Below are 21794 nucleotides of genomic sequence, written 5' to 3'. Positions count from 1 at the left end.
GGTTACACCGACGCCCGGAATCGCCGGATCGTATCCTCCGCTTCGCCGATCGCCTCCGGCGTCCCGACCGTCAGCCAATGACCTTCGAGCATCATGCCGTAGAGCCTGCCGTGCGCGATCGCCTTGTCGAAATAGATGTTGATGTTGAACGCCTCGGTGGGCGCATCGTCAAGAAAGGACGGCTTCATGGCGAAAGCACCGGCATAGACGACCGGATTGGAAGGATCGTCGCGATAGCGCGTCAGCCTGCCGTCAGGGGCCATGCTGAAATCCCTGACGCCGTTGTGCCCGGTCGTGTCCTCGATGCGGACGCAGAGCATAGCCATATCCATACGGTCAGGATCGAAGAATCCGGCCAGGCGTTCGAGATTGGTCGGCATGCCCGGCTTCTCGCCGATCCAGAAGAGATCGGCATTCATGACGAAGATGGGTTCCCGATCAAGCAGCTTCAGACCTTTGACGATGCCTCCGCCATTGTTCATGAGCCCGCCGCGCTCGTCGGAGATGAGAATTTCGAGACCGTCATAGGATTTCAGATGGTCTTCCATCTGGTCGGCGAAATGATGAACGTTGACGACCGCGCGTTCGACGCCGGCGTCTCTGAGGGCGTCCAGCGCGTAATCGATCATCGGCTTGCCGTCGATCCTTACCAGCGGTTTCGGCATCGTATCGGTGACCGGGCGCATGCGGGTGCCGAGACCTGCGGCCAGAACCATCGCCTGCTTGATGGGGGCTTGTCTGATGGTCATCTCAAACCGTGTTTATGATTCGATGAGCTCTATTCCAGCCCGCCGGCACCAATCGCGCAAAGGAGCGAGCACTTCATGCTGCAACGCTGCCGAGAGATAACGAAGCGTCCGCGGCATATGCTTCAGATAGCCCGGCTTGCCATCCCGCTGCAAGAGCCGCACCCAAAGGCCGGCGAGTTTGCAGTTGCGTTGCGCCGCCATGATCGCCCAGGCTTTCAGGAAGGTCGGCTCGTCGAACGAGCCCTGCGACCGGCGCAGCGTCATATAGTCGAGCATCAACCGGTCGGCGAGCGGCTTTGGAACGTCCGAGCGCGCGTCCTGCACGATCGAGGCGAGGTCGTAGGCCGTCGGGCCGATCATCGCATCCTGGAAGTCGATGATGCCGACCCGCCGCACGCCGGATTCCTGGGGGCGCCAGATGATGTTCGGCGAGTGGAAATCGCGCAGCAGCAGGTTCTTCTCCGCACTGGCGAGTTCACGGATCAATTCGTCCCAGATGGCGAGATAGTCCTCGCGTTCCGTATCGGTCGCCGGCGTGCCGCGCTTCCAGGGGAGATGCCAGTCGAGGAGGAGCCTCGCCTCCATCTTCATGGCGGTCGGATCGAAATCCGGGATGTGGTGGACGTGGGTCTTGTCGATCCGCAGGTCCTGCGGCATCCGGTGGCCGTGCAGGAAGGCGAGACAGGTAACGCTTTCCCGGTATCGTTCGGGTATCGGCCGGCCTTCGGCGTCGAGAACGCCTTCGTCGCCGAGGTTTTCAAGCAGCAGGATGCCCTGGTCGCAATCCGCATACAGCACTTCCGGTGCCGCGAGCCCGATCTTGCGAAGATAGCCGGCGATCGCCACGAAGGGATAGACGTCGGTGGCAAGGTGGGCCACCTTGGGATAGGGCTTGCCGTCGAGCACGGGCGGACCTTCCGGCGGCTTCGGCCAGTCCATCAGGACAAGCTTTTCGCCAGTTGCCGTTCCGATTGTCTCGTAAGCGCGCATGACCGAGGCGTCGCCAGTCAAGAATCGGCGGCGGGCGCGGGCATAACCGTGCTTATCGAGGAATTCCCGGATGGCCAGCACCCGGCGGATGCGATTCACCTGGGGTTCCGGACCGGTGATCGTCGCCCTCCGGCCGTCGCCTTGATGTTCCAGCCTCAGCATGACGCGGGTTTCCGGCAGCAGGTCATCGGCCATTTCCGGCCATTCCACCAGACAGATGCCGTCCGAGAGCGCTTCATCGAAACCAAGTTCATCGAGTTCAGAGGCGTCGCCGAGGCGATAGAGATCGAAATGCGAAACCGGAATCCGAAGCTCGTAACTCTGCACCAGCGTGAAGGTTGGGCTCGGCACTTCGAGCGTATCGTCATCGGCGAGCGCCCGTAGAAAGGCCCGGGCGAGCGTCGATTTGCCAGCGCCGAGATCACCGGAAAGGGCCAGGCAATCGCCCCTCTTCAAGGCAAGCGCCAGATCCTCGCCGAAACGGATCGTTTCGGCTTCGTCTGCAAGTGTCAAAGTGAGCGTGGCACCATCATTCATTCGGCAGCGACGGAATGCGTCTTCAAGGCACCGCTTGGGATGCGGCAGGTGACAGTTGTGCCCTGGCCCGGCTTGCTGTCGATCGTCACGTCACCGTTATGCAGCTGGACAAAGCTTTCGACGATCGAGAGACCGAGGCCCGCGCCGCTGCGCTTGCCGCCTTTGGAATTGGAGGAAAAGCGGTCGAATACGCTTTTCAGCATGTCTTTCTGGATGCCCGGGCCCCGGTCGGTCACCGAAAAGAAGATGTCGTTCTGCATCCGCCAGCAGTTGAGCTTGATGGTGGACCCTTCCGGCGCGAAATTTGTGGCGTTGGTGAGCAGCTTGATGAGGATCTGCTTCAGCCGCTGCTGGTCGGCGATGATCGTGCCCAATCCAGCCGGTGCGGTAATCGCGAGCGTCACGCCGTTCTCATGCAGCCGGTCGGCGATCTGCATGGCGACGTCATCGAGCAGGTCGTCGATTGCCATTTCCGAATAGTGCAGCTGCATGATGCCGGCATCGACGGTTGTAAGATCGAGGATGTCGTTGACGATCGTCAGGAGCACGGAGGAGGAGGTGGAAATATGGTCGATATATTCGGCTTGCCGCTCGTTGAGAGAGCCGACACCCGGCGTTTTCAGAAGATCGGTGAAGCCGATGATATTGGTGAGCGGCGAGCGAAGCTCGTAGGAAACGTGTTGAACGAAATCGTTCTTGATCTCGTCGGCCTTCTGCAGCGCCTCGTTCTTCTCCTTGAGCGCCCGTTCCGCCCTCGCGCTGGCCGTCATGTCGACGAAGGTGAACATGGTCTGCGCATTGGGCAGCGGGGTCACCGCATAATCGAGGATGAGACCGGAATAAAGCTCGAACGTGCCCTGCAATGATGGCCGTTCGTCATCGAAATTGGTGAGCATCTGGCCGAAGCGCCGCCAGCCATCCGGCTTGTCGTAGGATGGTCCGCAGGCCGCCCCGATCGCCTTGATGTGGGTGCCGGGCTTTGCTTCGTCTGCCGTAATGCCCCAAAGCGCCCGGAAAGCCGGGTTGGATAGTCGCATACGCCCGTCCGGTCCAAAGACTGCGACCCCCTCGGAAAGGTGGTCGATCGTTTCGCCTTGCACCTTCACCAGCGTGTTGTAGCGGGTTTCGAGGGCTACCTGTTCAGTGAGATTCTCGAAAACCCAGGTGGCGCCTCCTTGCGGATGCGCGGTTGCGATAACGCGGAGCGTCTGGCCGTTCGGCAAATGCCAGAGATCGGTCTGGGTATCGGGCGAGCGATAGACGGAAAGCGCCGTCTCTTTCCAGCTCCGCCAGTTGAGCTGTTCCGGCAGCTTGCCTTCGCTGCGCAGCCTGTCGAGCAGTTCGCTATTGTCCGGCCGCGAATCCAGGAAGGGAAGGGAGAACCCCCACAGCTGCACAAAGGCCTGATTGTAGAATTGCAGCCGCCGTTCGCCGTCGAAGATGGCAACGGGGGTCGCCAGGTGATCGAGGGTCTCGGCATGGCTTTTCAAAGTCCGCTTCAGCTCCTCGCGCACCGCTTCTGCTTCGGACACGTCGATCGCCATGCCGGCCGAGCCGCCGGGCGCCACGACATCAATGACATCGAATATCGTGCGATTGCCATGCACGACCGTGGAAATCCGGTCGTGGAACGGCGAGGCGGAGGTTGTCGTGGCCCTGATCTTTTCGCGGGCGATCGTGCCGAGGAATTCGCGTCCTTCATCAACGGCCTGGGCGGGTGCCGTCGTTTCGACCGCATCGCCATAGGCCTGGTTCACCCACGTGAGCCTGCCTTGCGCGTCCCGGTGCCAGACCGGCTGTTCGATTGCATCGAGCAGCGAATGGAAGAGGGCGATCGAACTTGCCAGCCGCTCGCGCTCGATCTTCAGTTCCGCTAGTTCCGCCCTCAGATTGTTGAGCGCGATGAAGCGGACGAAGGCCTTGCCGCCCGAGACGCGGCCCTGCACTTCGAGGATTTCATCACGGTTCGTCTCGACCACTATGTCGAAGGAGCGGGCCTCGTTGCGCAGGAGCTCGATCGATCTTTCCAGTTCGCCGGCGGATAGGCCGCGCAGCCACCGCCCGAAGGCCAGGAAATCAACGTCTTGCTGCGGAGCTCCGGTCTCCGGCGGGAGCTGGCCCAGGAGTTCCGGTCGCGACGCCCCGCCTTCCCAGATGACGATGCGCCGATTTTTGTCGGCAATGAGGGCTTCGTATTTCGAAATGCGCTGCTGCGCATCGGACAAAGCGCTGCGCATTTCCTGGGTCTCTACTTCCATGTTGCCGCGCTGGCGCACCAGCCAGACGGCGGAGAGCAGGGCGGCGCCGAGCGCACCCACGACCACCGAGGAAACGATGACTTCGGTGGAGGAAAAGAGCCGGACGGCTTCATTGCCCGATTGCTGCGCAAGCGCCGCGGTCGCAAGCCCGGAAAGGGCGGTGCCCGAAAGGAAGGCGCTGCCGAAGCGGGCGAGACGACGAAGCCCACCGGCCGTCGCGCCGCCATCCCGGGAGCCGGAAGCGGATAGCGAAGCCGGAGCGTCCACTCCGTCGCAAGAAGGATCGGCCTGCTTGAACAGGCTCATTATTTTTACCGACATACCCGGTCTGTCTCCGTCCAATTGCCGCTCATCGACAAGACATACCACTTCGTGCCTTGCCCGGAGCCGGACCGATTTTAGGTCTCGGCAAGCTCCTGGGCCTGCGCGAATCAAGTCCTAAAACAATACTTGCTTAGGGAATCGGCGGGAAGGGATGCGCCCAAAAAAGAAACCGCAGCCTTTGTCAAGGCTGCGGCCACTATATCTTGTGGATTGACCGGCTAGTGATTAGTACCGGTAGTGTTCTGCCTTGAACGGACCCTGCTGCGAGACACCGATATAGGCAGCCTGCTCTTCAGAAAGCTCCGTCAGCTTCACGCCGAGCTTGGCGAGATGCAGGCGGGCGACCTTCTCATCGAGGTGCTTCGGCAGGATATAGACCTCGTTCTTGTACTGACCCTGCTTGGTGAAGAGCTCGATCTGCGCCAGCGTCTGGTTGGTGAAGGAAGCGGACATGACGAAGGACGGGTGGCCGGTTGCGTTGCCGAGGTTGAGGAGGCGGCCTTCGGAGAGCAGGATGATGCGGTTGCCCTTCGGGAACTCGACCATGTCGACCTGCGGCTTGACATTGGTCCACTTCAGGTTCCGGAGCGCCGCAACCTGGATCTCGTTGTCGAAGTGGCCGATATTGCCGACGATCGCCATATCCTTCATCGCGCGCATGTGTTCGATGCGGATGACGTCCTTGTTGCCGGTGGTGGTGATGAAGATGTCGGCGGTCGAAATGACGTCTTCGAGCACGACGACTTCAAAGCCATCCATGGCGGCCTGCAGCGCGCAGATCGGATCGACTTCCGTGATCTTGACGCGGGCGCCGGCTCCGGCGAGCGAAGCGGCCGAACCCTTGCCGACATCGCCGTAACCGCAGACGACGGCGACCTTGCCGGCCATCATCACATCGGTGCCGCGGCGGATGCCGTCGACCAGCGATTCCTTGCAGCCGTACTTGTTGTCGAACTTCGACTTGGTGACCGAATCGTTGACGTTGATCGCGGGGAAAGGCAGGAGGCCCTTCTTGGAAAGCTCGTAGAGACGGTGAACGCCGGTGGTTGTTTCCTCAGTAACGCCTTTGATGGCATCGCGCTGCTTGGTGAACCAGCCGGGCGAAGCCTGAAGACGCTTCTTGATCTGCGCGAAGAGGATTTCCTCTTCCTCCGAACCCGGATTGGAAAGCACATTCTCGCCGGCTTCGGCACGGGCGCCGAGCAGGATATACATGGTGGCGTCGCCGCCGTCATCGAGGATCATGTTGGAAAGGCCACCGTCGGCCCACTGGAAGATCTTGTCGGTGTATTCCCAGTATTCGGTGAGCGACTCGCCCTTGACCGCAAAGACCGGGACGCCGGCAGCGGCGATCGCGGCAGCGGCGTGATCCTGGGTCGAGAAGATATTGCAGGAGGCCCAGCGGACTTCGGCGCCAAGTTCTTTCAGCGTTTCGATCAGCACGGCCGTCTGGATGGTCATGTGGAGCGAACCCGAGATGCGGGCGCCCTTCAGCGGCTTCGTTTCGCCGAATTCGGCGCGGCAGGACATCAGGCCTGGCATTTCGGTTTCCGCAATGTCGAGTTCCTTGCGGCCGTAGGCGGCAAGATTGATATCCGCGACGACGTAATCCTTCTCAGTGCTCATAAAGCTCTCCAGTGTTCGGTAGCGCCTGTGCCGGCGGCGGACCGACGGACATGGCAGGACCCGCCTGTGGCCAAGCGGAAGCTGGCCAGCGGTTTAGCAGGCTTCCTGCAAGCTGGCAACGGGGACATAAAGAAGTCTTTATATGTTTATGTCTCGGCGACCTCGAAGGATCGCCGGCTCAGGCTTCTTCGCCGAATTTATTGGCGATCAATTGTTCCAGCGCCTCCAGCGCTTGCGCCGCCTGTTTCCCGCTCGCGGAAACCTCGATCGTGCATCCCGGGCTGGCGGCGAGCATCATCAGACCCATGATGGAAGTGCCGCCGACCGTCGTGCCGTCCCTGGAGACGGTGATTATGGCGTCGAAGCCCTCGACCATCTGGACGAATTTGGCCGATGCGCGTGCGTGAAGACCGCGCTTGTTGACGATCAGGAATTCGCGGGAGAGTGTGGATGGCATCCGGTGTTGGTTCTCATTTGCCGCTCAGGACGCGGCTTGCGACATTGATGTATTTGCGCCCGGCTTCAGAGGCTTCCGCGAGCGCCTTGTCCATATTGTTGTCGCTGCGCACGCCGGCAAGCTTGATCAGCATTGGCAGGTTCATGCCGGCGATGACCTCGGTCTTGCCGCTGTCCATGACCGAAATGGAGAGATTGGAGGGTGTACCGCCGAACATGTCGGTCAGAATGATGACGCCGTGCCCGTCGTCGGCTCGGGCAACCGCATCGACAATGTCTTGCCGGCGTTGATCCATGTCGTCTTCGGGGCCGATCGATACGGTTTCGATGAATTTCTGAGGTCCAACAACGTGTTCGACCGCATGACGAAACTCTTCAGCCAGCTTGCCATGGGTGACAAGCACAAGTCCGATCATGAAAACTGCCCCCTGCTATCGAAACTCGCGGCCATTATCGCATTGCAACAAAGCCGTCTAGCGGTGGGAAGCCATCTTCTCCATGTAGAATTGAAGTTCAAGTCAAAAACAGGCTTCCGGATGATCAAAATGGCATTTCGCCGTGAAGTCCGGGCGAGAATGCTGCAAGAATCGCCAGAGGATCAGGCGCTCCCTGCCATATTCGCACCAGCGGAAGTTCGCCCAGGCCGGCGATGGCAAAACGCTCGTTTTCGGGTGGAAGCCGGTCGCTTTCCGATAGCGCGACCACCTTGACGGCGACATCCAGCGCTGCTGCTGGAAGGCTTTCGACACGAGCGATACCGCTGCCGCGCAACTCGATCAAACCGGCGATCGTCTCCGGCCTTCTGGCGAGAAGGTAATCCCCATGGCGCGACACAAGCACCTGATCGTCGGCCACCAGGGCCGCAAAAGCGCCCTGTCTTTTGGCGGCAGCGATACAGGCAAAGGCAAGCATGGATTTGCCGCTGCCGGAAGCTCCGGTAAGCAGAATGCCCCTGGTGCCGATGACGATGGCAGTGGCGTGTATGTTGACCGGCCGGGGCCTCATTGGGTTTCGCCGGCCGGCAGCGACAGGATGAACCGGGCTCCCGTCAGGGCGCCGGTCTTGGGGTTTTGCAGATTTTCCGCCTTCAGCGTTCCGCCGTGAGCCTCGGCGATCTGCCGGCTGATCGACAGGCCGAGGCCGGAATTCTGGCCAAAACTCTCACCATCGGGTCGGTCGGTATAGAAGCGCTCGAAGATGCGGTCGATATCTTCCGCCTGGATGCCGGGGCCGTTGTCTTCCACAGTCACCGTCACATGGTCCCTGCCGCGCGAAAGGCGAATTGAAATGCGGCCGCTCTTCTCCGGAACAAAGGAACGGGCATTCTCGATGAGATTGGTAATGATCTGGCCAAGGCGAAGGTCATGGCCATTGACGACGAAGGCCGACTTGTTGCCTCCCCTGTTGTCGACAGCGAGATCAATCTCCACCGGTTTGCGGCCGGTGCGGATCTGGCGGGAGATATTGACAAGATTGCCGAGCAGGATCTCCATATCAACCGGTGAGGAAACGGAGCGGGCAAGCTCTGCATCGAGCCGGGAGGCATCGGAAATATCGCTGATCAGTCGGTCGAGGCGACGCACGTCGTGAAAGATGATCTCGGTTAGCCGCTGTTTTGATTCGTCCGATTTGGCGAGCGGCAGGGTTTCGACGGCGCTCCTGAGCGAGGTCAGCGGATTCTTGAGTTCATGGCTGACATCTGCCGCGAAACTCTCGATCGCATCGATCCGGTCGTAGAGGGCGTTGGTCATGTCGCGCAATGCAATGGAAAGATTGCCGATCTCGTCCTGGCGGTAGGCGAAGTCGGGGATTTCCTCACGCTGCTTGGCGCCGCGCCGCACGCGGATTGCCGCCGCCGAAAGGCGGCGCAGCGGGTTGGCGATCGTTGAGGAAAGCAATAGCGAAAGCAGGATGTTGACCAGCGTCGCCACGCCGAAGACACGCATGATCGCCAGCCGTTCCGCATGCACGATCTTGTCGATGTCGCCGGCCTGGGTCGACAAGAGCAGCACGCCGAGCACGGCGCGGAAGCGCTGAATCGGCACCGCGACAGAAACGATCAACTCGCCGCGCTCGGTAACGCGCACCAGGGCGCCGCGCACCCCGGTCAATGCGTTCATGACCTCCGGATAGATCGACCCGTCGCCACCCGGCGCTTCCTTGTAGACCGGCAGATTACCAGGCTGCAGAAGGCGATTGAAGAGCCCTGCGAACCAGTCGCTCCAGGTTTGCGATTCATCCTCCACCGGCGGTAGGTCGAAACGCAGGACCTGGCCGCGCGAATAAAGGTGGCGGGAATCGAGAAGCAGATTGGCATCGGCATCGAAGATGCGGGCGCGGGTTCGAGTGGGCGAGATCAGACGGCGCAGGACCGGGGCCACGCGTTCTGGATCGATCGGGAAATCGAGGTCCTCGTCGTTCGGCACCGGCGTGATGCTCTGCCCGGCCTGCAGTTCCAGGAGCTTCTGCGGATCGATGGTAATCGAATTGGTGTCGACCGAGGCGGATGCGGAAATAGCGCCCGCGATGATCTCGCCCTGAGTGAGAAGGCTTTCGACGCGAGCGTCGATCAATCCCTCGCGGAACTGGTTGAGGTAAAGGATCCCGGCGACGAGAACCACCGTCGCCGCAATGTTGAAGAACAGGATGCGGCGCGTGAGGCTCGAAAAGACCGCGTGACCGAAGACCCGGCGAATGAGCGTGAACGGTCGCGACCAGAACCGCCGCGGCGCACGACGTGTCTCGACCTTCTCTATTCCGGCCATCTCGCTGTCGAATGTCTGATCTGCCACTGCAGTCCTTCCACCGGATCAGTTTATCCCTGATCCGGCCGTGGCCTCAAGTTAAGCTTTAGCAAGCATTATGCCGCCTCGCGGAAGCGATAACCAACGCCGTAGAGCGTTTCGATCATGTCGAAATCGGTATCGACCATCTTGAACTTCTTGCGCAGCCGCTTGATGTGACTGTCGATGGTGCGGTCGTCCACATAGACCTGCTCGTCATAGGCGGCATCCATCAGGGCGTCGCGGCTTTTGACCACGCCCGGCCGCTGGGCCAGCGAGTGCAGGATCAGGAATTCGGTCACTGTCAGGGTAACCGGTTCGCCCTTCCAGGTGCAGGTATGGCGTTCCTGATCCATCAGAAGCTGACCGCGTTCCAGTGTACGTGCCGCCTGCTGGTCTGACGCGGTTCTTACGCCGCCGACCGCCTGGACGTCCCGATTGCCCGCCCGGCGCAGAATGGCTTTCACCCGCTCCACAAGCAGCCGCTGCGAGAAAGGCTTGGTGATGAAATCATCCGCGCCCATCTTGAGTCCGAACAGCTCATCGATCTCCTCATCCTTGGAGGTGAGGAAGATCACCGGCACGTCGGACTTCTGCCGCAGCCGGCGCAACAGCTCCATTCCGTCCATACGCGGCATCTTGATATCGAAAATTGCCAATTGCGGCGGACGGGCGATCAGCCCGTCAAGCGCGGAGGCGCCGTCCGTATAGGTTTCGACCTTATATCCTTCCGCTTCCAGTGCGATCGACACCGAAGTCAGGATATTGCGGTCGTCATCTACGAGCGCGATTGTTTGCATGCTCTCCGTCTCCGTGACCATTTATGCGCATCTCCTGGAATCAGCCCAGCCCAGGCGGCATCCGCCGACGCGCTTCTTGAGTATAAAGGTGGAACAAATTGTGGCAAAGTAAAAGAGGTGGCTTACAGTCGCGGTATTTCGCCTCGTCATTTGGAGTCGTGAAGAACGAGAATTAAAACGAGCCGTAAAACGATTTAAAGAGGAATAAAATTTTTTAAATCGATTAATTAATTGATATTGCTAAACAATTTAAAAGATCCCTCTTGCCCTTTTGGAAATCCCTCCCTAATTTCGCGCCACATTCAACAGCAACAGAAGGAAAGCGCGTATGGAGGAGTTCGGACTCTATAATCCCGCCAATGGGATAGCGACTCTTGGTTTTCATGATGTGTCGCGCGTCAACTACAACTTCTCCGAGACAGAGCTTTACGAAGAAGCCATCCGCCGCGAAGAAGCCGATCTCACTGCCGATGGGGCCTTGAGGGCGGTCACCGGCCAGCACACCGGCCGTTCCCCCAAGGACAAGTTCATCGTTCGCGACGGCAATACCGAGGACGTCATCTGGTGGGACAACAACAAGCCGATGTCCCCCGAGCGCTTCGAAGTCCTCTACAGGGATATGTTGGCCCATGCGGCGGGAAGGTCCCTGTTCGTTCAGGATCTCATCGGCGGCGCCGACCCGGACAACGCGCTTCCCACCCGCGTCGTGACCGAGCTGGCCTGGCACGCCCTGTTCATCCGCAACCTTCTCATCCGCCCGAGCCGCGCGTCTCTCGAGACCTTCGCCCAAAAGCTGACCATCATCAACATGCCGAGCTTCAGGGCTGATCCGGCCCGTCACGGTTGTCGCACGGAGACCGTCATCGCCTGCGATCTGACGAAAGGCATCGTCCTGATCGGCGGCACGTCCTATGCAGGCGAGAACAAGAAGTCCGTCTTCACGGTCTTGAATTACCTTCTGCCGGCCAAGCATGTCATGCCGATGCACTGCTCGGCAAATGTCGGTCCGGCAGGCGATTCCGCCGTTTTCTTCGGGCTTTCGGGGACCGGCAAGACGACCCTTTCGGCCGATCCGAGCCGTACCCTGATCGGCGACGACGAACATGGCTGGGGCGAAACCGGCATCTTCAATTTCGAAGGCGGCTGCTACGCCAAGGCCATCAAGCTGTCGGCCGAAGCAGAACCGGAAATCTATGCCGCGACCCGTCGTTTCGGTACCGTTCTGGAAAACGTCGTGCTTGACGAAAACCGTATTCCGGATTTCGACGATGCCTCTCTGACGGAGAATACGCGCAGCGCCTATCCGCTGCATTTCATTCCGAATGCGTCGGCGACCGGTATCGCGCCGCACCCGAAGACGATCATCATGTTGACCGCCGATGCGTTCGGCGTCATGCCGCCGATCGCCAGGCTGACGCCGGAACAGGCCATGTACCACTTCCTCTCCGGCTACACCGCCAAGGTCGCCGGCACGGAAAAGGGCGTGACCGAGCCGGAAGCCACTTTCTCGACCTGCTTCGGCGCTCCGTTCATGCCGCGTCATCCGGCCGAATACGGCAACCTGCTGCGTGATCTCATCGATCGCCACGGCGTCGATTGCTGGCTGGTCAATACCGGCTGGACCGGCGGCGCCTATGGCGTCGGACGGCGCATGCCGATCAAGGCGACGCGCGCGCTGCTGACGGCCGCGCTGAACGGCAGCCTCAAGAATGCCGAGTTCCGCATCGACCCGAATTTCGGCTTCGCCGTGCCGGTCGCGGTCGAAGGGGTGGAGCAGGGGATCCTCGACCCGCGCTCGACCTGGGCCGACGGCGTCGCCTATGATGCGCAGGCAGGCAAGCTGGTTTCAATGTTCGTCTCGAACTTTGAGAAGTTCGAGGATCATGTCGACAGCAAGGTGCGCAACGCCGCTCCGGGCATGCTTGCCGCAGCCGAATAAATTCGCGGATTGATTCACGTGGAACCGCCGGCTGAAAGCCGGCGGTTTTCTTTTTGCCGGCTTTATGGGAAACATGCGGCCAACACGGTAGACGGACGACCATGGCCAGCAATCCCCTTGTCATCAACACTCGTATCACCATCGCCGGATGGGAACTGACCGAGCAGTTCGTGCTGGCGGGCGGGCCGGGCGGCCAGAACGTCAACAAGGTCTCGACCGCGGTCCAGCTCTTCTTCGATATCGCCAATTCGCCCTCCCTGCCCGAGCGGGTAAAGACGAATGCCGTCAGGCTCGCGGGAAAACGGGTGTCGAAGGAGGGCGTCCTGATGATAGAGGCGAACCGCTTCCGCAGCCAGGAGCGCAACCGCGAGGAGGCGCGCGAGAGGCTGAAGGAGCTGATCCTCGAAGCAGCGAAACCGCCACCGCCGCCGCGCAAGGCGACAAAGCCGACAAAGGGTTCGATAGAGCGCAGGCTGAAGGAGAAATCCGGCCGCTCCGAGGTGAAGAAGATGCGCGGCCGCCCGACGGGAGATTGACGTGTCGACGCTGCTCAATGGCATCCGGCATCTGCCGGGCTATCTCGACCGTGCAGATCAGGAGCACCTGGTCGAGCTCATCCGCGGCGTAGTGGCGGAAGCCCCGCTCTATGTGCCGGAAATGCCGGGCACCGGCAAGCCGATGTCGGTGCGGATGACCAATTGCGGCCCGCTCGGTTGGGTGACGGATAGGGAAAGAGGCTATCGCTATCAGCCCTTTCATCCGGCGACGGGCAAACCCTGGCCCGCCATGCCACAGGAATTGCTGGGCCTGTGGGAGAAGCTTGCCGGTTATCCGAAGCTGCCGGAGGCCTGCCTCATCAACTTCTACTCCGACGATGCGAAAATGGGGCTGCATCAGGACAGGGACGAGACCGATCTCGAAGCACCCGTTCTTTCCGTCTCGCTCGGCAATAGCTGCCTTTTCCGCGTCGGCGGCCTGAATCGTAAGGACAAGACGGGCTCCTTCCGGCTTTCAAGCGGCGACGTCGTCATATTGGGTGGCGAAGGGCGTCTTGCCTTTCACGGCGTCGATCGCATCTATCCGGGCACATCGATGCTTCTGAATAACGGTGGCCGCATCAACCTGACGCTTCGCCGGGTCAACAGTTGAGGTTTGAATGCCGATAGCCGGCGATCGACCGCCTATAATTTTCTGAGCGAAACCGTCTCCACGAGATGATTGCGGCCCTTGCGCAGGACGAGGTCGGCGCGCGGCCTGGTGGGGACAATGTTCTGCCGCAGGTTCTTCAGGTTGATGTTCTCCCACAGGCTTTCCGCCACGGCGCGTGCCGCATCCGCGTCGATCGCCGCATATTTCTTGAAGTAGGAGGTTGGGTCGCGGAACGCGGTCTGGCGCAGCTTCATGAACCGCTGGACGTACCAGTTGTGAATCTGCTCCTCGTCGGCATCGATATAGATCGAGAAATCGAAGAAATCCGACACGATCGGCACGATCTTGCCGTCCGCCGGCAGGGCCCGGGATTGCAGGACGTTGATGCCTTCGAAGATCAGGATGTCCGGCCGGTCGACCAGTGTGTATTCGTTTGGCAGCACGTCGTAGGTCAGATGCGAATAGCGGGGCGCCTTGACGTTCGGCTCGCCTGCCTTGATGGCCGATAGGAAGCGCAGGATGGCGCCGACATCATAGCTTTCCGGAAACCCCTTGCGGTCCATCATGTGCTCGCGTTCGAGCACGGCATTCGGATAGAGAAAGCCGTCGGTGGTGATGAGATCGACCTTCGGGCTCGAGGGCCAGCGGGCAAGCAACTCCTTCAGAATACGCGCGGTCGTCGACTTGCCGACGGCTACCGACCCGGCGATCCCGATAATGAAAGGTGTCTTGGTGACATCGGAAAGGCTCAGGAACCGGTTCCGCTGCTGGAAAAGGAGCTGGGAGGCCTCCACATGTGAGGAAAGCAGGCGCGAAAGCGAAAGATAGATCCGCCACACCTCGTCGAGATCGATCGGATCGTCGAGCGACCGCAGCCGGGTCACTTCGTCGGCGGTGAGCGTCAAGGGGGTGTCGGCACGGAACTTCGCCCATTCTTCTGCCGTGAAGTGGTGGTAGGGCGAATAATATTCCGCATAGGCCGAACCGGCGTCGGGCAGTTCGGCAGGTTGTGGTACGAGATTCATGGTGTCTGCCGGCCCGCCTTTTCCTGAAGGCCGGATTGGCCGGTCCTCCGCTGAAGTTCATCCATGACATCCTGTAGCGGGATGCCGGCAATATTCAATACGACCATAAGATGATAGAGCAGATCGGCGCTTTCGGACACCAGATCCGTTCGGTCTTGCGCCAATGCGGCAATGACCGTCTCGACCGCCTCTTCGCCGAGCTTCTTCGCCGCCTTCGTCTGCCCGGCCGCGACGAGCTTGGCCGTCCAGGACTCGTCCGGCGAGGCCTTGGCTCTGGCAGCGACGATCCGCTCCAGGTCACTCAGGAAAAACTCACTCACACTGTTCCTCCCGGTCAGTCGAGCCGCATGGCGATGCCATGTTCCGACATATAGTGTTTCGCCTGGCCGACCGTATAGGTGCCGAAGTGGAAAATCGATGCGGCGAGAACGGCCGTTGCGTGACCCTCCCTGATACCCGCGACCATGTCGTCCAGCGTGCCGACACCGCCCGATGCGATCACCGGGGCGCGGATGCTGTCCGCCACGGCTCGGGTCAACGCCACGTCGTATCCGGCCTTGGTGCCGTCGCGGTCCATGGATGTGAGCAGGATTTCGCCGGCACCGAGATCGACGACTTTCCTCGCGAATTCCACGACGTCGATACCGGTCGGCTGCCGACCGCCATGGGTAAAGACTTCCCAGCGATCGATCTCGCCTTCGCCTGAAACCTTCTTGGCGTCGATGGCGACGACGATGCACTGGTTGCCGAACTTGTCGGCCGCTTCCGCGACGAATTCCGGGTTCTTCACCGCGGCCGTATTGATGGAAACCTTGTCGGCTCCGGCAAGCAGCAGCTTGCGGATATCGGCAATGCCTCGCACGCCGCCGCCGACGGTGAGCGGCATGAAGCAGTGTTCGGCGGTACGGGCGACGACGTCGAAGATCGTTTCGCGATTGTCGGATGAGGCGGTGATGTCGAGGAAGCAGAGTTCGTCGGCACCGGCTGCGTCATAGGCCTTTGCCGCTTCGACGGGGTCACCGGCATCGATCAGGTCAACGAAGTTGACACCCTTGACGACGCGACCGTCCTTGACATCCAGGCAGGGGATAACGCGGGCTTTGAGGGTCATATTCTGCAATCGATCTTGTCTGAATATTGGTTTTCGTTTCTTAGTCATCAACATGCAGAATGGCGAGTATATTTTTTATGCTGATGAGAGCGGGGACCATTCTCTGGTTTCAGTTGATGCTGCCTATCCGCTATTCGTGCTGACGATATGCGGTTTCAGAATATCTGAGTACACACAAGGAACTGTCCCGAATTTTCAAAAGTTCAAATTCCGTTACTTTGGGCACGATATGACTGTCTTGCATGAGCATGAAATCCGGAAGCAAGCGGGTGAATTTGCCTGTCTGACCGATATCGTTTTACGCGATAGATTTCAGAAGGACCTTACCGAGATAGTCGGAGCAGCCAGATTTGATATTTTCTCATGCATTATCGACAAACGGGTGTTCCGGTCAGATTTCTTTCCGGACAATCCTTATCAGGTAGCATTATCTATATGTCTACAGATGATCTTTAAATACCTCCAGAAGGCCCGAAAGCTTGGTCCCAGTTATCACTTTGTTTTTGAAAAGCGGGGAGAAAAAGAAGATCGAGATCTCGAACTTGAATTTCGACGCATAGTCGATGGCCAAAACCCGCTGCGCGTACCATTCGATGGCTTCAAGCTCCGGTTCGCGGACAAAAAGTCAAATTCCACAGGAATGCAGTTAGCTGATTTAACAGCCCGTCCGTTGGGTGTTGCCTATCTGCGCCCAGAGCAACCAAACAGAGCGGCAGAGGTGATCCAATCGAAACTTTGCAAGATCAAGGTAGCGGTGAACGCTCAGCGAGGCATCCATATACCTGGTCGTAAAAAAGCGAAAGGCCCCGGTTAAACCGAAGCCAAGCGCCGACCGGGAACCCCCAATCCATTTACGCTAAATATAGCGACAAAGTATGAAATTTTCAAGAATAATCCATATGAATCAATAAATTAGTTTTCCTGCTCTTAACTGATTCAAACTACTTGCTTTTTTATCAGCGCCAATGCTTCCTTCGGGTCGATCCGGCCGTCATAGAGCGCGCGGCCGGAGATTGCGCCTTCGAGCCGTGCCGCATCCGGCTGCAGCATGCGGCGGATGTCGTCGAGCGAGGCGAGCCCGCCGGACGCGATGACCGGAATCGAGACCGCATTCGCAAGCTCCAGCGTCGAGGCCCAGTTGATGCCGGTCAGAATGCCGTCGCGGTCGATGTCGGTATAGATGATCGCCGAGACGCCGGCTCCTTCGAACTTCTTGGCAAGCTCGATGACGCCAAGCTCGGAGGCTTCCGCCCAGCCCTCGACCGCGACCTTGCCGCCCTTGGCATCGATGCCGACGGCGACCCTGCCGGGGAATTTTTTACAGGCTTCGACGACAAGGGCCGGATCGCGGACAGCCACGGTGCCGAGGATGACGCGGGCGAGCCCGCGCGAAAGCCAGGATTCGATATGGTCGAGCGTGCGGATGCCGCCGCCGAGCTGGACGGGGTTTTTCGTGGCTTTCAGGATGGCGTCGACGGCCGCGCCATTGACGCTCTCGCCGGCGAAGGCGCCGTTGAGGTCCACCACATGCAGCCATTCGAAGCCCTGGTCCTCGAAGGCTTTTGCCTGCGAGGCGGGATCAGGATTGTAGACGGTCGCCTGCGCCATGTCGCCGAGCTTGAGGCGCACGCACTGGCCGTCCTTGAGGTCGATTGCGGGAAATAGGATCACTTTACTTCAAATCCTTGATGATCCGCGGGAGCTCAAGGCTTCCAGCGCAGGAAATTGGCGATCAGAGCCAGGCCCAGCGTCTGGCTCTTTTCCGGGTGGAACTGGGAGCCCGCCATGTTGTCGCGCCCGACAAAGGCGGTCACCGGCCCGCCGTAGTCGGTGGTGGCGATCACGTCGTGTCGGTGTTTTGCAGCCAGGTGATAGGAATGTACGAAATAAGCATGCAGACCATCGGGACCCGTCGAGATGCCCTCGAAGAGCGGGTGGGGGTGGACGAGATCGAGCGTGTTCCAGCCGATCTGGGGGATTTTCAGGTTCGGATCGCTCGGCGTCATTTCCACGACATCGCCCTCGATCCAGCCGAAACCTTCGGTGATCGTCTTTTCGAGCCCGCGCGACGACATCAGCTGCATGCCGACACAGATGCCGAGGAAGGGACGGCCCTTATGCTCGACGACCTCGATGATTGCTTCCCGCATGCCTGGAACGGCGTCGAGGCCGGCGCGGCAATCGGCATAGGCGCCGACACCCGGCAACACGATCCGGTCGGCGGTGGCGACGGCATCCGCCTTGTCGGTGAGGTCGATGAAGGCTTCGATGCCGGATTCGCGGGCGGCCCGCTCGAAGGCCTTGGTGGCGGACCTGAGATTGCCGGACCCGTAGTCGATGATTGCGACGCGCATCAGCGTCCTCCTTGATAGTCGAAAAGGCCAAAATCTGGCCCTCGCCAGCCGGCGGCGGGCGGCTTCGCTTGTTTCGCCCACTCGGCCGAGGCCGGCAGTTGTTTCTCTTCGGGTTGCGGCAGGCCGGAAAAATAGATTTCCTCAGCCGACTGAATATCGGGTGCGGCAATGACCGTTTCCAGCGTCCATCCGCTGCGGATCAGGACTTCGGAGCGATAATGTCGACCTTCGAGCGCGATCAGCAGGCTGAAGGCAAAACCCGCGAGGAAACCGGCCGTGCCGAATCCCGGGATATCCATCAGGAGCCCGGTACCGATTTGCATCAGCAGGGCTGCAATGCCTGTGATCCAGAGCCGGTTCCAGAACAGCCAGAGCCACGGAAAGAAGAACGCGATCCAGGAAAACCCGTCCTGCACAACGAGCGTGGAACGGTGATCTCTGTCAGGCCCGCCGGGAGGTGTCAGAACGAGGTAGCTTCTCAAGGAGGTTCTCCCAGAAGCGACTAGACCAGCATGCCCTTGGTCGAAGGAACGCGATTGGCCTGCCGCGGATCGATTTCGGTTGCCGCGCGAAGCGTACGCGCCACGGCTTTGAAGCAGGTCTCTGCGATATGATGGTTGTTGGCGCCGTAATGGTTGAGCACATGCAGGGTAATGCCGGCGTTCTGGGCGAAGGCCTGGAAGAATTCACGCACCAGTTCGGTGTCGAACGTGCCGATCTTCGGCGCGCTGAAGGAGACGTTCCAGACGAGGAAAGGCCGGCCGGAGACGTCGATCGCCGCCTTGGTCATGGTTTCGTCCATGGCAAGATCGAGCGAGGCGTAACGAGCGATGCCGCGACGGTCGCCGAGCGCCTTGGAAATTGCCTGGCCGAGTGCAATGCCGGTATCCTCCACCGTGTGGTGGTCGTCGATGTGGAGATCGCCCTTCACATCGATATTCATGTCGATGAGCGAGTGCCGCGAAAGCTGGTCCAGCATATGGTCGAAGAAGCCGACGCCCGTGGAAATCTTCGCGGCGCCGGTACCGTCGAGATTGACGGAAACGGAAACGGAAGTTTCGTTGGTTTTGCGGGAAATGCTTCCCGAGCGCGCGACGGTTGTTTCGCCCATAAGGGTATGCTCCATGCTGGGGGCCAGGTTCCGGCCCCTGATCAGGGCTCCTTATCAGGCTGCCCGGCAAATATCCAGCAAAAGCAGGACATTTTGCCCAGCGGGCCGTCTGGAGATTGCATTCGGCTAAGCCCCACTTACATAGGGTTCAACGAGGCGGGTTCGAGCCTCCAACAATGCCCCGGTGGGGCCAGACAGGTGCTGAATGACAACGATTATTACTGTGCGGAAGGGCGGCAAGGTCATCATGGCTGGCGACGGCCAGGTGAGCCTTGGCCAGACCGTGATGAAGGGCAACGCGCGCAAGGTGCGCCGTATTGGCAAGGGCGAGGTGATCGCCGGTTTTGCCGGCGCGACGGCCGATGCCTTCACGCTGCTCGATCGGCTTGAAAAGAAACTCGAACAATATCCGGGCCAGCTCATGCGCGCGGCCGTGGAGCTCGCCAAGGACTGGCGCACGGACAAGTATCTGCGCAACCTCGAAGCCATGATGCTCGTCGCTGACAAGTCGACGACATTGGCCGTCACCGGCAACGGCGATGTGCTGGAACCCGAGCATGGCGTGACGGCAATCGGCTCCGGCGGCAATTTCGCCTATGCCGCAGCCCGCGCCATGATGGACACGGACAAGTCGGCCGAGGAAATTGCAAGGCAGGCTCTCGATATTGCAGCCGATATCTGCGTTTATACCAACCACAACATCGTCATCGAAACGTTGGACGCCGATGGCTGACGGCCCGCCTCGCTACCAATTTCGCGATGTTGCCTGTGAGGACTTTCCCTTGCTCGCAAAATGGCTCGCCGAGCCGCATATCGCGAAATGGTGGGGCGAGGTTGATGAGGAGCTGGCGAGCATCGAAGAGTCGATGACGAGCGTCGAAACCCGGCCGATGATCGTGGAGTGGGAAGGAAAGCCGATCGCTTATCTCCAATACTATGATCCGCATCTTGAAGAGGGCCATCCCTATCAGGACCAGCCGAAGGGAACGCTTGGAATTGATATCTCGATCGGCAGTCCGGAACTCGTCGGCAAAGGCCATGGCAGCGCCATCATCCGCCAGTTTGCGGCCGAACTCCTCGCCGGCGGCGCGATAAGGATCGTCATCGATCCCGATCCGGAAAACGTCGCGGCGATCCGCGCTTACGAGAAGGCCGGTTTCCGCTACATCGACACCAGGACTTCCATCTACGGTCCGGCCCATTTCATGGCGTTGGACGCACCAGAAGAAACGGATTTGAAATGACTACTTTTTCACCCAGGGAAATCGTCTCGGAGCTCGACCGCTACATCATCGGCCAGCATGAGGCGAAACGCGCCGTGGCGATTGCGCTCCGTAACCGCTGGCGCCGCCAGCAACTCGACGAGAGCCTGCGCGACGAAGTGATGCCGAAGAACATCCTGATGATCGGCCCGACCGGCGTCGGCAAGACGGAAATTTCCCGTCGTCTGGCAAAGCTCGCCGGGGCGCCCTTCATCAAGGTCGAGGCGACCAAGTTCACCGAGGTCGGCTATGTCGGCCGCGACGTCGAGCAGATCGTCCGTGATCTCGTCGAGGTCGGCATCGGCCTCGTGCGTGAGAAGAAGCGCGCCGAGGTGCAGGCCAAGGCGCACATGAGCGCCGAAGAACGCGTGCTCGATGCGCTGGTCGGTTCGACCGCCTCGCCGGCGACCCGCGAAAGCTTCCGCAAGAAGCTCAGGAACGGCGAGATGGACGACAAGGAGATCGAGATCGAAGTCGCCGATACCGGTTCGGGCATGCCCGGCTTCGAGATTCCCGGCATGCCCGGCGCCAATATTGGCGTGCTGAACCTGTCGGAAATGTTCGGCAAGGCGCTCGGCGGCCGCACCAAGAAGGTCCGCACCACGGTTTCGAAGTCCTATTCCGAGCTTATCCGCGACGAATCGGACAAGCTGATCGACAACGAGGTCATCCAGCGCGAGGCGGTTCGGGCGGTCGAGAATGACGGCATCGTCTTTCTGGACGAGATCGACAAGATCGCCGCCCGTGACGGCGGACTCGGCGCCGGCGTCTCGCGTGAAGGGGTACAGCGTGATCTGCTGCCGCTCGTCGAAGGCACGACCGTTTCGACCAAGTATGGACCGGTGAAGACGGATCACATCCTCTTCATCGCTTCCGGCGCCTTCCACGTCGCCAAGCCTTCGGATCTCCTGCCGGAGCTTCAGGGCCGCCTGCCGATCCGCGTCGAGCTGAAACCGCTGACGAAAGAGGACTTCCGTCGTATCCTGACGGAAACCGAAGCAAGCCTCATCCGCCAGTACAAGGCGCTGATGGGTACCGAGGAGCTGGCGCTCGATTTCACCGAGGATGCGATCGACGCGCTGGCGGATGTTGCGGTTCACCTCAATTCTTCGGTCGAGAACATCGGCGCGCGCCGCCTGCAGACCGTGATGGAAAGGGTGCTGGACGAGATTTCGTTCAATGCGCCGGATCGTGGCGGTTCGTCCGTCATGATCGATGCAGAATATGTGCGCAGGCACGTGGGCGATCTGGCTGCCGACACGGACCTGTCGCGCTATATTCTCTAAGCAGGACAACGTGGCAGCCGGGCAACGTCCGGCT

The 21794-nt window shown here is 60.1% G+C and carries 23 protein-coding genes; 7 read left to right on the top strand and 16 right to left on the bottom strand.

Annotated elements, in window-relative coordinates; all coding sequences use genetic code 11:
• Window positions 1–2: 2 nt before the first annotated feature.
• The 9 genes from ABK249_RS24880 to ABK249_RS24840 all read right to left on the bottom strand — a co-directional run bounded on the left by ABK249_RS24880 (window position 3) and on the right by ABK249_RS24840 (window position 10523).
• A complete protein-coding gene (locus ABK249_RS24880; protein ID WP_037153947.1) occupies window positions 3–749 on the bottom strand; it encodes a nucleotidyltransferase family protein in 747 nt (248 codons plus the stop codon).
• A gap of 12 nt (window positions 750–761) precedes the next feature.
• The gene (gene tsaE / locus ABK249_RS24875) at window positions 762–2276 is read right to left on the bottom strand and encodes a tRNA (adenosine(37)-N6)-threonylcarbamoyltransferase complex ATPase subunit type 1 TsaE (protein WP_348864325.1); all 1515 of its coding nucleotides are present in this window, start codon (window positions 2274–2276) and stop codon (window positions 762–764) included.
• The gene (locus ABK249_RS24870; RefSeq protein WP_052182981.1) at window positions 2273–4855 is read right to left on the bottom strand and encodes a PAS domain-containing sensor histidine kinase; all 2583 of its coding nucleotides are present in this window, start codon (window positions 4853–4855) and stop codon (window positions 2273–2275) included. Before ABK249_RS24870 ends, tsaE begins: the two co-directional genes overlap by 4 nt.
• Before the next feature lie 228 nt (window positions 4856–5083).
• Window positions 5084–6484: an adenosylhomocysteinase gene (ahcY, locus tag ABK249_RS24865; RefSeq protein ID WP_348864324.1), complete on the bottom strand. Its 1401-nt coding sequence runs from the start codon at window positions 6482–6484 to the stop codon at window positions 5084–5086.
• Window positions 6485–6662: 178 nt separating this feature from the next.
• Window positions 6663–6941 carry an HPr family phosphocarrier protein gene (locus ABK249_RS24860; RefSeq protein WP_037153939.1) on the bottom strand — a complete coding sequence of 93 codons (279 nt, stop codon included), beginning with the start codon at window positions 6939–6941 and terminating at the stop codon, window positions 6663–6665.
• A 13-nt stretch (window positions 6942–6954) separates the two neighbouring features.
• On the bottom strand, window positions 6955–7356 hold the full coding sequence (locus tag ABK249_RS24855; RefSeq protein WP_037153937.1) for a PTS sugar transporter subunit IIA: 402 nt from the start codon (window positions 7354–7356) through the stop codon (window positions 6955–6957).
• Between the two features lie 124 nt (window positions 7357–7480).
• On the bottom strand, window positions 7481–7945 hold the full coding sequence (locus ABK249_RS24850; protein WP_348864323.1) for an HPr kinase/phosphorylase: 465 nt from the start codon (window positions 7943–7945) through the stop codon (window positions 7481–7483).
• On the bottom strand, window positions 7942–9705 hold the full coding sequence (locus tag ABK249_RS24845) for a sensor histidine kinase (protein ID WP_348864359.1): 1764 nt from the start codon (window positions 9703–9705) through the stop codon (window positions 7942–7944). The genes ABK249_RS24850 and ABK249_RS24845 overlap by 4 nt, the downstream gene beginning before the upstream one ends.
• Window positions 9706–9800: 95 nt before the next feature.
• Entirely contained in the window at window positions 9801–10523 is a 723-nt protein-coding gene (locus ABK249_RS24840; RefSeq protein ID WP_152601181.1) for a response regulator transcription factor, read from the bottom strand.
• A 328-nt stretch (window positions 10524–10851) separates the two neighbouring features.
• Between ABK249_RS24840 and ABK249_RS24835 the strand changes: the two genes are divergently transcribed.
• The 3 genes from ABK249_RS24835 to ABK249_RS24825 all read left to right on the top strand — a co-directional run bounded on the left by ABK249_RS24835 (window position 10852) and on the right by ABK249_RS24825 (window position 13611).
• Entirely contained in the window at window positions 10852–12462 is a 1611-nt protein-coding gene (locus ABK249_RS24835) for a phosphoenolpyruvate carboxykinase (protein ID WP_348864322.1), read from the top strand.
• Window positions 12463–12563: 101 nt separating this feature from the next.
• Window positions 12564–12998, top strand: a complete 435-nt coding sequence (gene arfB / locus ABK249_RS24830) for an alternative ribosome rescue aminoacyl-tRNA hydrolase ArfB (protein ID WP_037153927.1) — start codon at window positions 12564–12566, stop codon at window positions 12996–12998.
• A gap of 1 nt (window position 12999) precedes the next feature.
• Entirely contained in the window at window positions 13000–13611 is a 612-nt protein-coding gene (locus ABK249_RS24825) for an alpha-ketoglutarate-dependent dioxygenase AlkB (protein ID WP_037153925.1), read from the top strand.
• A gap of 32 nt (window positions 13612–13643) precedes the next feature.
• Here the strand turns inward: ABK249_RS24825 and coaA are convergent, their stop codons facing one another.
• From coaA to hisF, 3 genes are read right to left on the bottom strand one after another with little or no spacing between them, the layout of a single operon-like run.
• Complete coding sequence (coaA, locus tag ABK249_RS24820; protein ID WP_348864321.1) at window positions 13644–14636, bottom strand: type I pantothenate kinase; 993 nt, start codon at window positions 14634–14636, stop codon at window positions 13644–13646.
• Window positions 14633–14956: a phosphoribosyl-ATP diphosphatase gene (locus ABK249_RS24815; RefSeq protein WP_348864320.1), complete on the bottom strand. Its 324-nt coding sequence runs from the start codon at window positions 14954–14956 to the stop codon at window positions 14633–14635. Before ABK249_RS24815 ends, coaA begins: the two co-directional genes overlap by 4 nt.
• Window positions 14957–14970: 14 nt before the next feature.
• Entirely contained in the window at window positions 14971–15747 is a 777-nt protein-coding gene (gene hisF, locus ABK249_RS24810) for an imidazole glycerol phosphate synthase subunit HisF (RefSeq protein WP_227704651.1), read from the bottom strand.
• Between the two features lie 52 nt (window positions 15748–15799).
• Between hisF and ABK249_RS24805 the strand changes: the two genes are divergently transcribed.
• A complete protein-coding gene (locus ABK249_RS24805; RefSeq protein ID WP_348864319.1) occupies window positions 15800–16561 on the top strand; it encodes a DUF3800 domain-containing protein in 762 nt (253 codons plus the stop codon).
• A 122-nt stretch (window positions 16562–16683) separates the two neighbouring features.
• Here the strand turns inward: ABK249_RS24805 and hisA are convergent, their stop codons facing one another.
• Genes hisA through hisB form a run of 4 tightly spaced genes read right to left on the bottom strand, consistent with a single transcriptional unit; the run spans window position 16684 to window position 19212 of the window.
• A complete protein-coding gene (gene hisA, locus ABK249_RS24800; protein ID WP_348864318.1) occupies window positions 16684–17418 on the bottom strand; it encodes a 1-(5-phosphoribosyl)-5-[(5-phosphoribosylamino)methylideneamino]imidazole-4-carboxamide isomerase in 735 nt (244 codons plus the stop codon).
• Window positions 17419–17450: 32 nt separating this feature from the next.
• Window positions 17451–18101 (bottom strand): imidazole glycerol phosphate synthase subunit HisH, encoded by a 651-nt coding sequence (gene hisH, locus ABK249_RS24795; RefSeq protein ID WP_348864317.1) that lies wholly within the window; start codon window positions 18099–18101, stop codon window positions 17451–17453.
• Window positions 18101–18583: a DUF2628 domain-containing protein gene (locus ABK249_RS24790; RefSeq protein ID WP_348864316.1), complete on the bottom strand. Its 483-nt coding sequence runs from the start codon at window positions 18581–18583 to the stop codon at window positions 18101–18103. The genes hisH and ABK249_RS24790 overlap by 1 nt, the downstream gene beginning before the upstream one ends.
• 20 nt (window positions 18584–18603) lie before the next feature.
• Window positions 18604–19212: an imidazoleglycerol-phosphate dehydratase HisB gene (gene hisB / locus ABK249_RS24785; RefSeq protein ID WP_227704655.1), complete on the bottom strand. Its 609-nt coding sequence runs from the start codon at window positions 19210–19212 to the stop codon at window positions 18604–18606.
• A 205-nt stretch (window positions 19213–19417) separates the two neighbouring features.
• On the opposite strand from hisB, the gene hslV reads away from it, so the two are divergent.
• The 3 genes from hslV to hslU are packed head-to-tail and all read left to right on the top strand — an operon-like array spanning window position 19418 to window position 21760.
• Complete coding sequence (gene hslV / locus ABK249_RS24780) at window positions 19418–19945, top strand: ATP-dependent protease subunit HslV (RefSeq protein WP_037153910.1); 528 nt, start codon at window positions 19418–19420, stop codon at window positions 19943–19945.
• Entirely contained in the window at window positions 19938–20456 is a 519-nt protein-coding gene (locus ABK249_RS24775) for a GNAT family N-acetyltransferase (protein WP_227704656.1), read from the top strand. Before hslV ends, ABK249_RS24775 begins: the two co-directional genes overlap by 8 nt.
• Complete coding sequence (hslU, locus tag ABK249_RS24770; protein WP_037153907.1) at window positions 20453–21760, top strand: ATP-dependent protease ATPase subunit HslU; 1308 nt, start codon at window positions 20453–20455, stop codon at window positions 21758–21760. Before ABK249_RS24775 ends, hslU begins: the two co-directional genes overlap by 4 nt.
• Window positions 21761–21794 lie beyond the last annotated feature (34 nt).

The sequence above is a fragment of the Neorhizobium phenanthreniclasticum genome (genome assembly GCF_040066075.1).
GTDB classification, from domain to species: domain Bacteria; phylum Pseudomonadota; class Alphaproteobacteria; order Rhizobiales; family Rhizobiaceae; genus Neorhizobium; species Neorhizobium petrolearium.
This window is presented reverse-complemented; position numbering and strand designations above follow the sequence as displayed.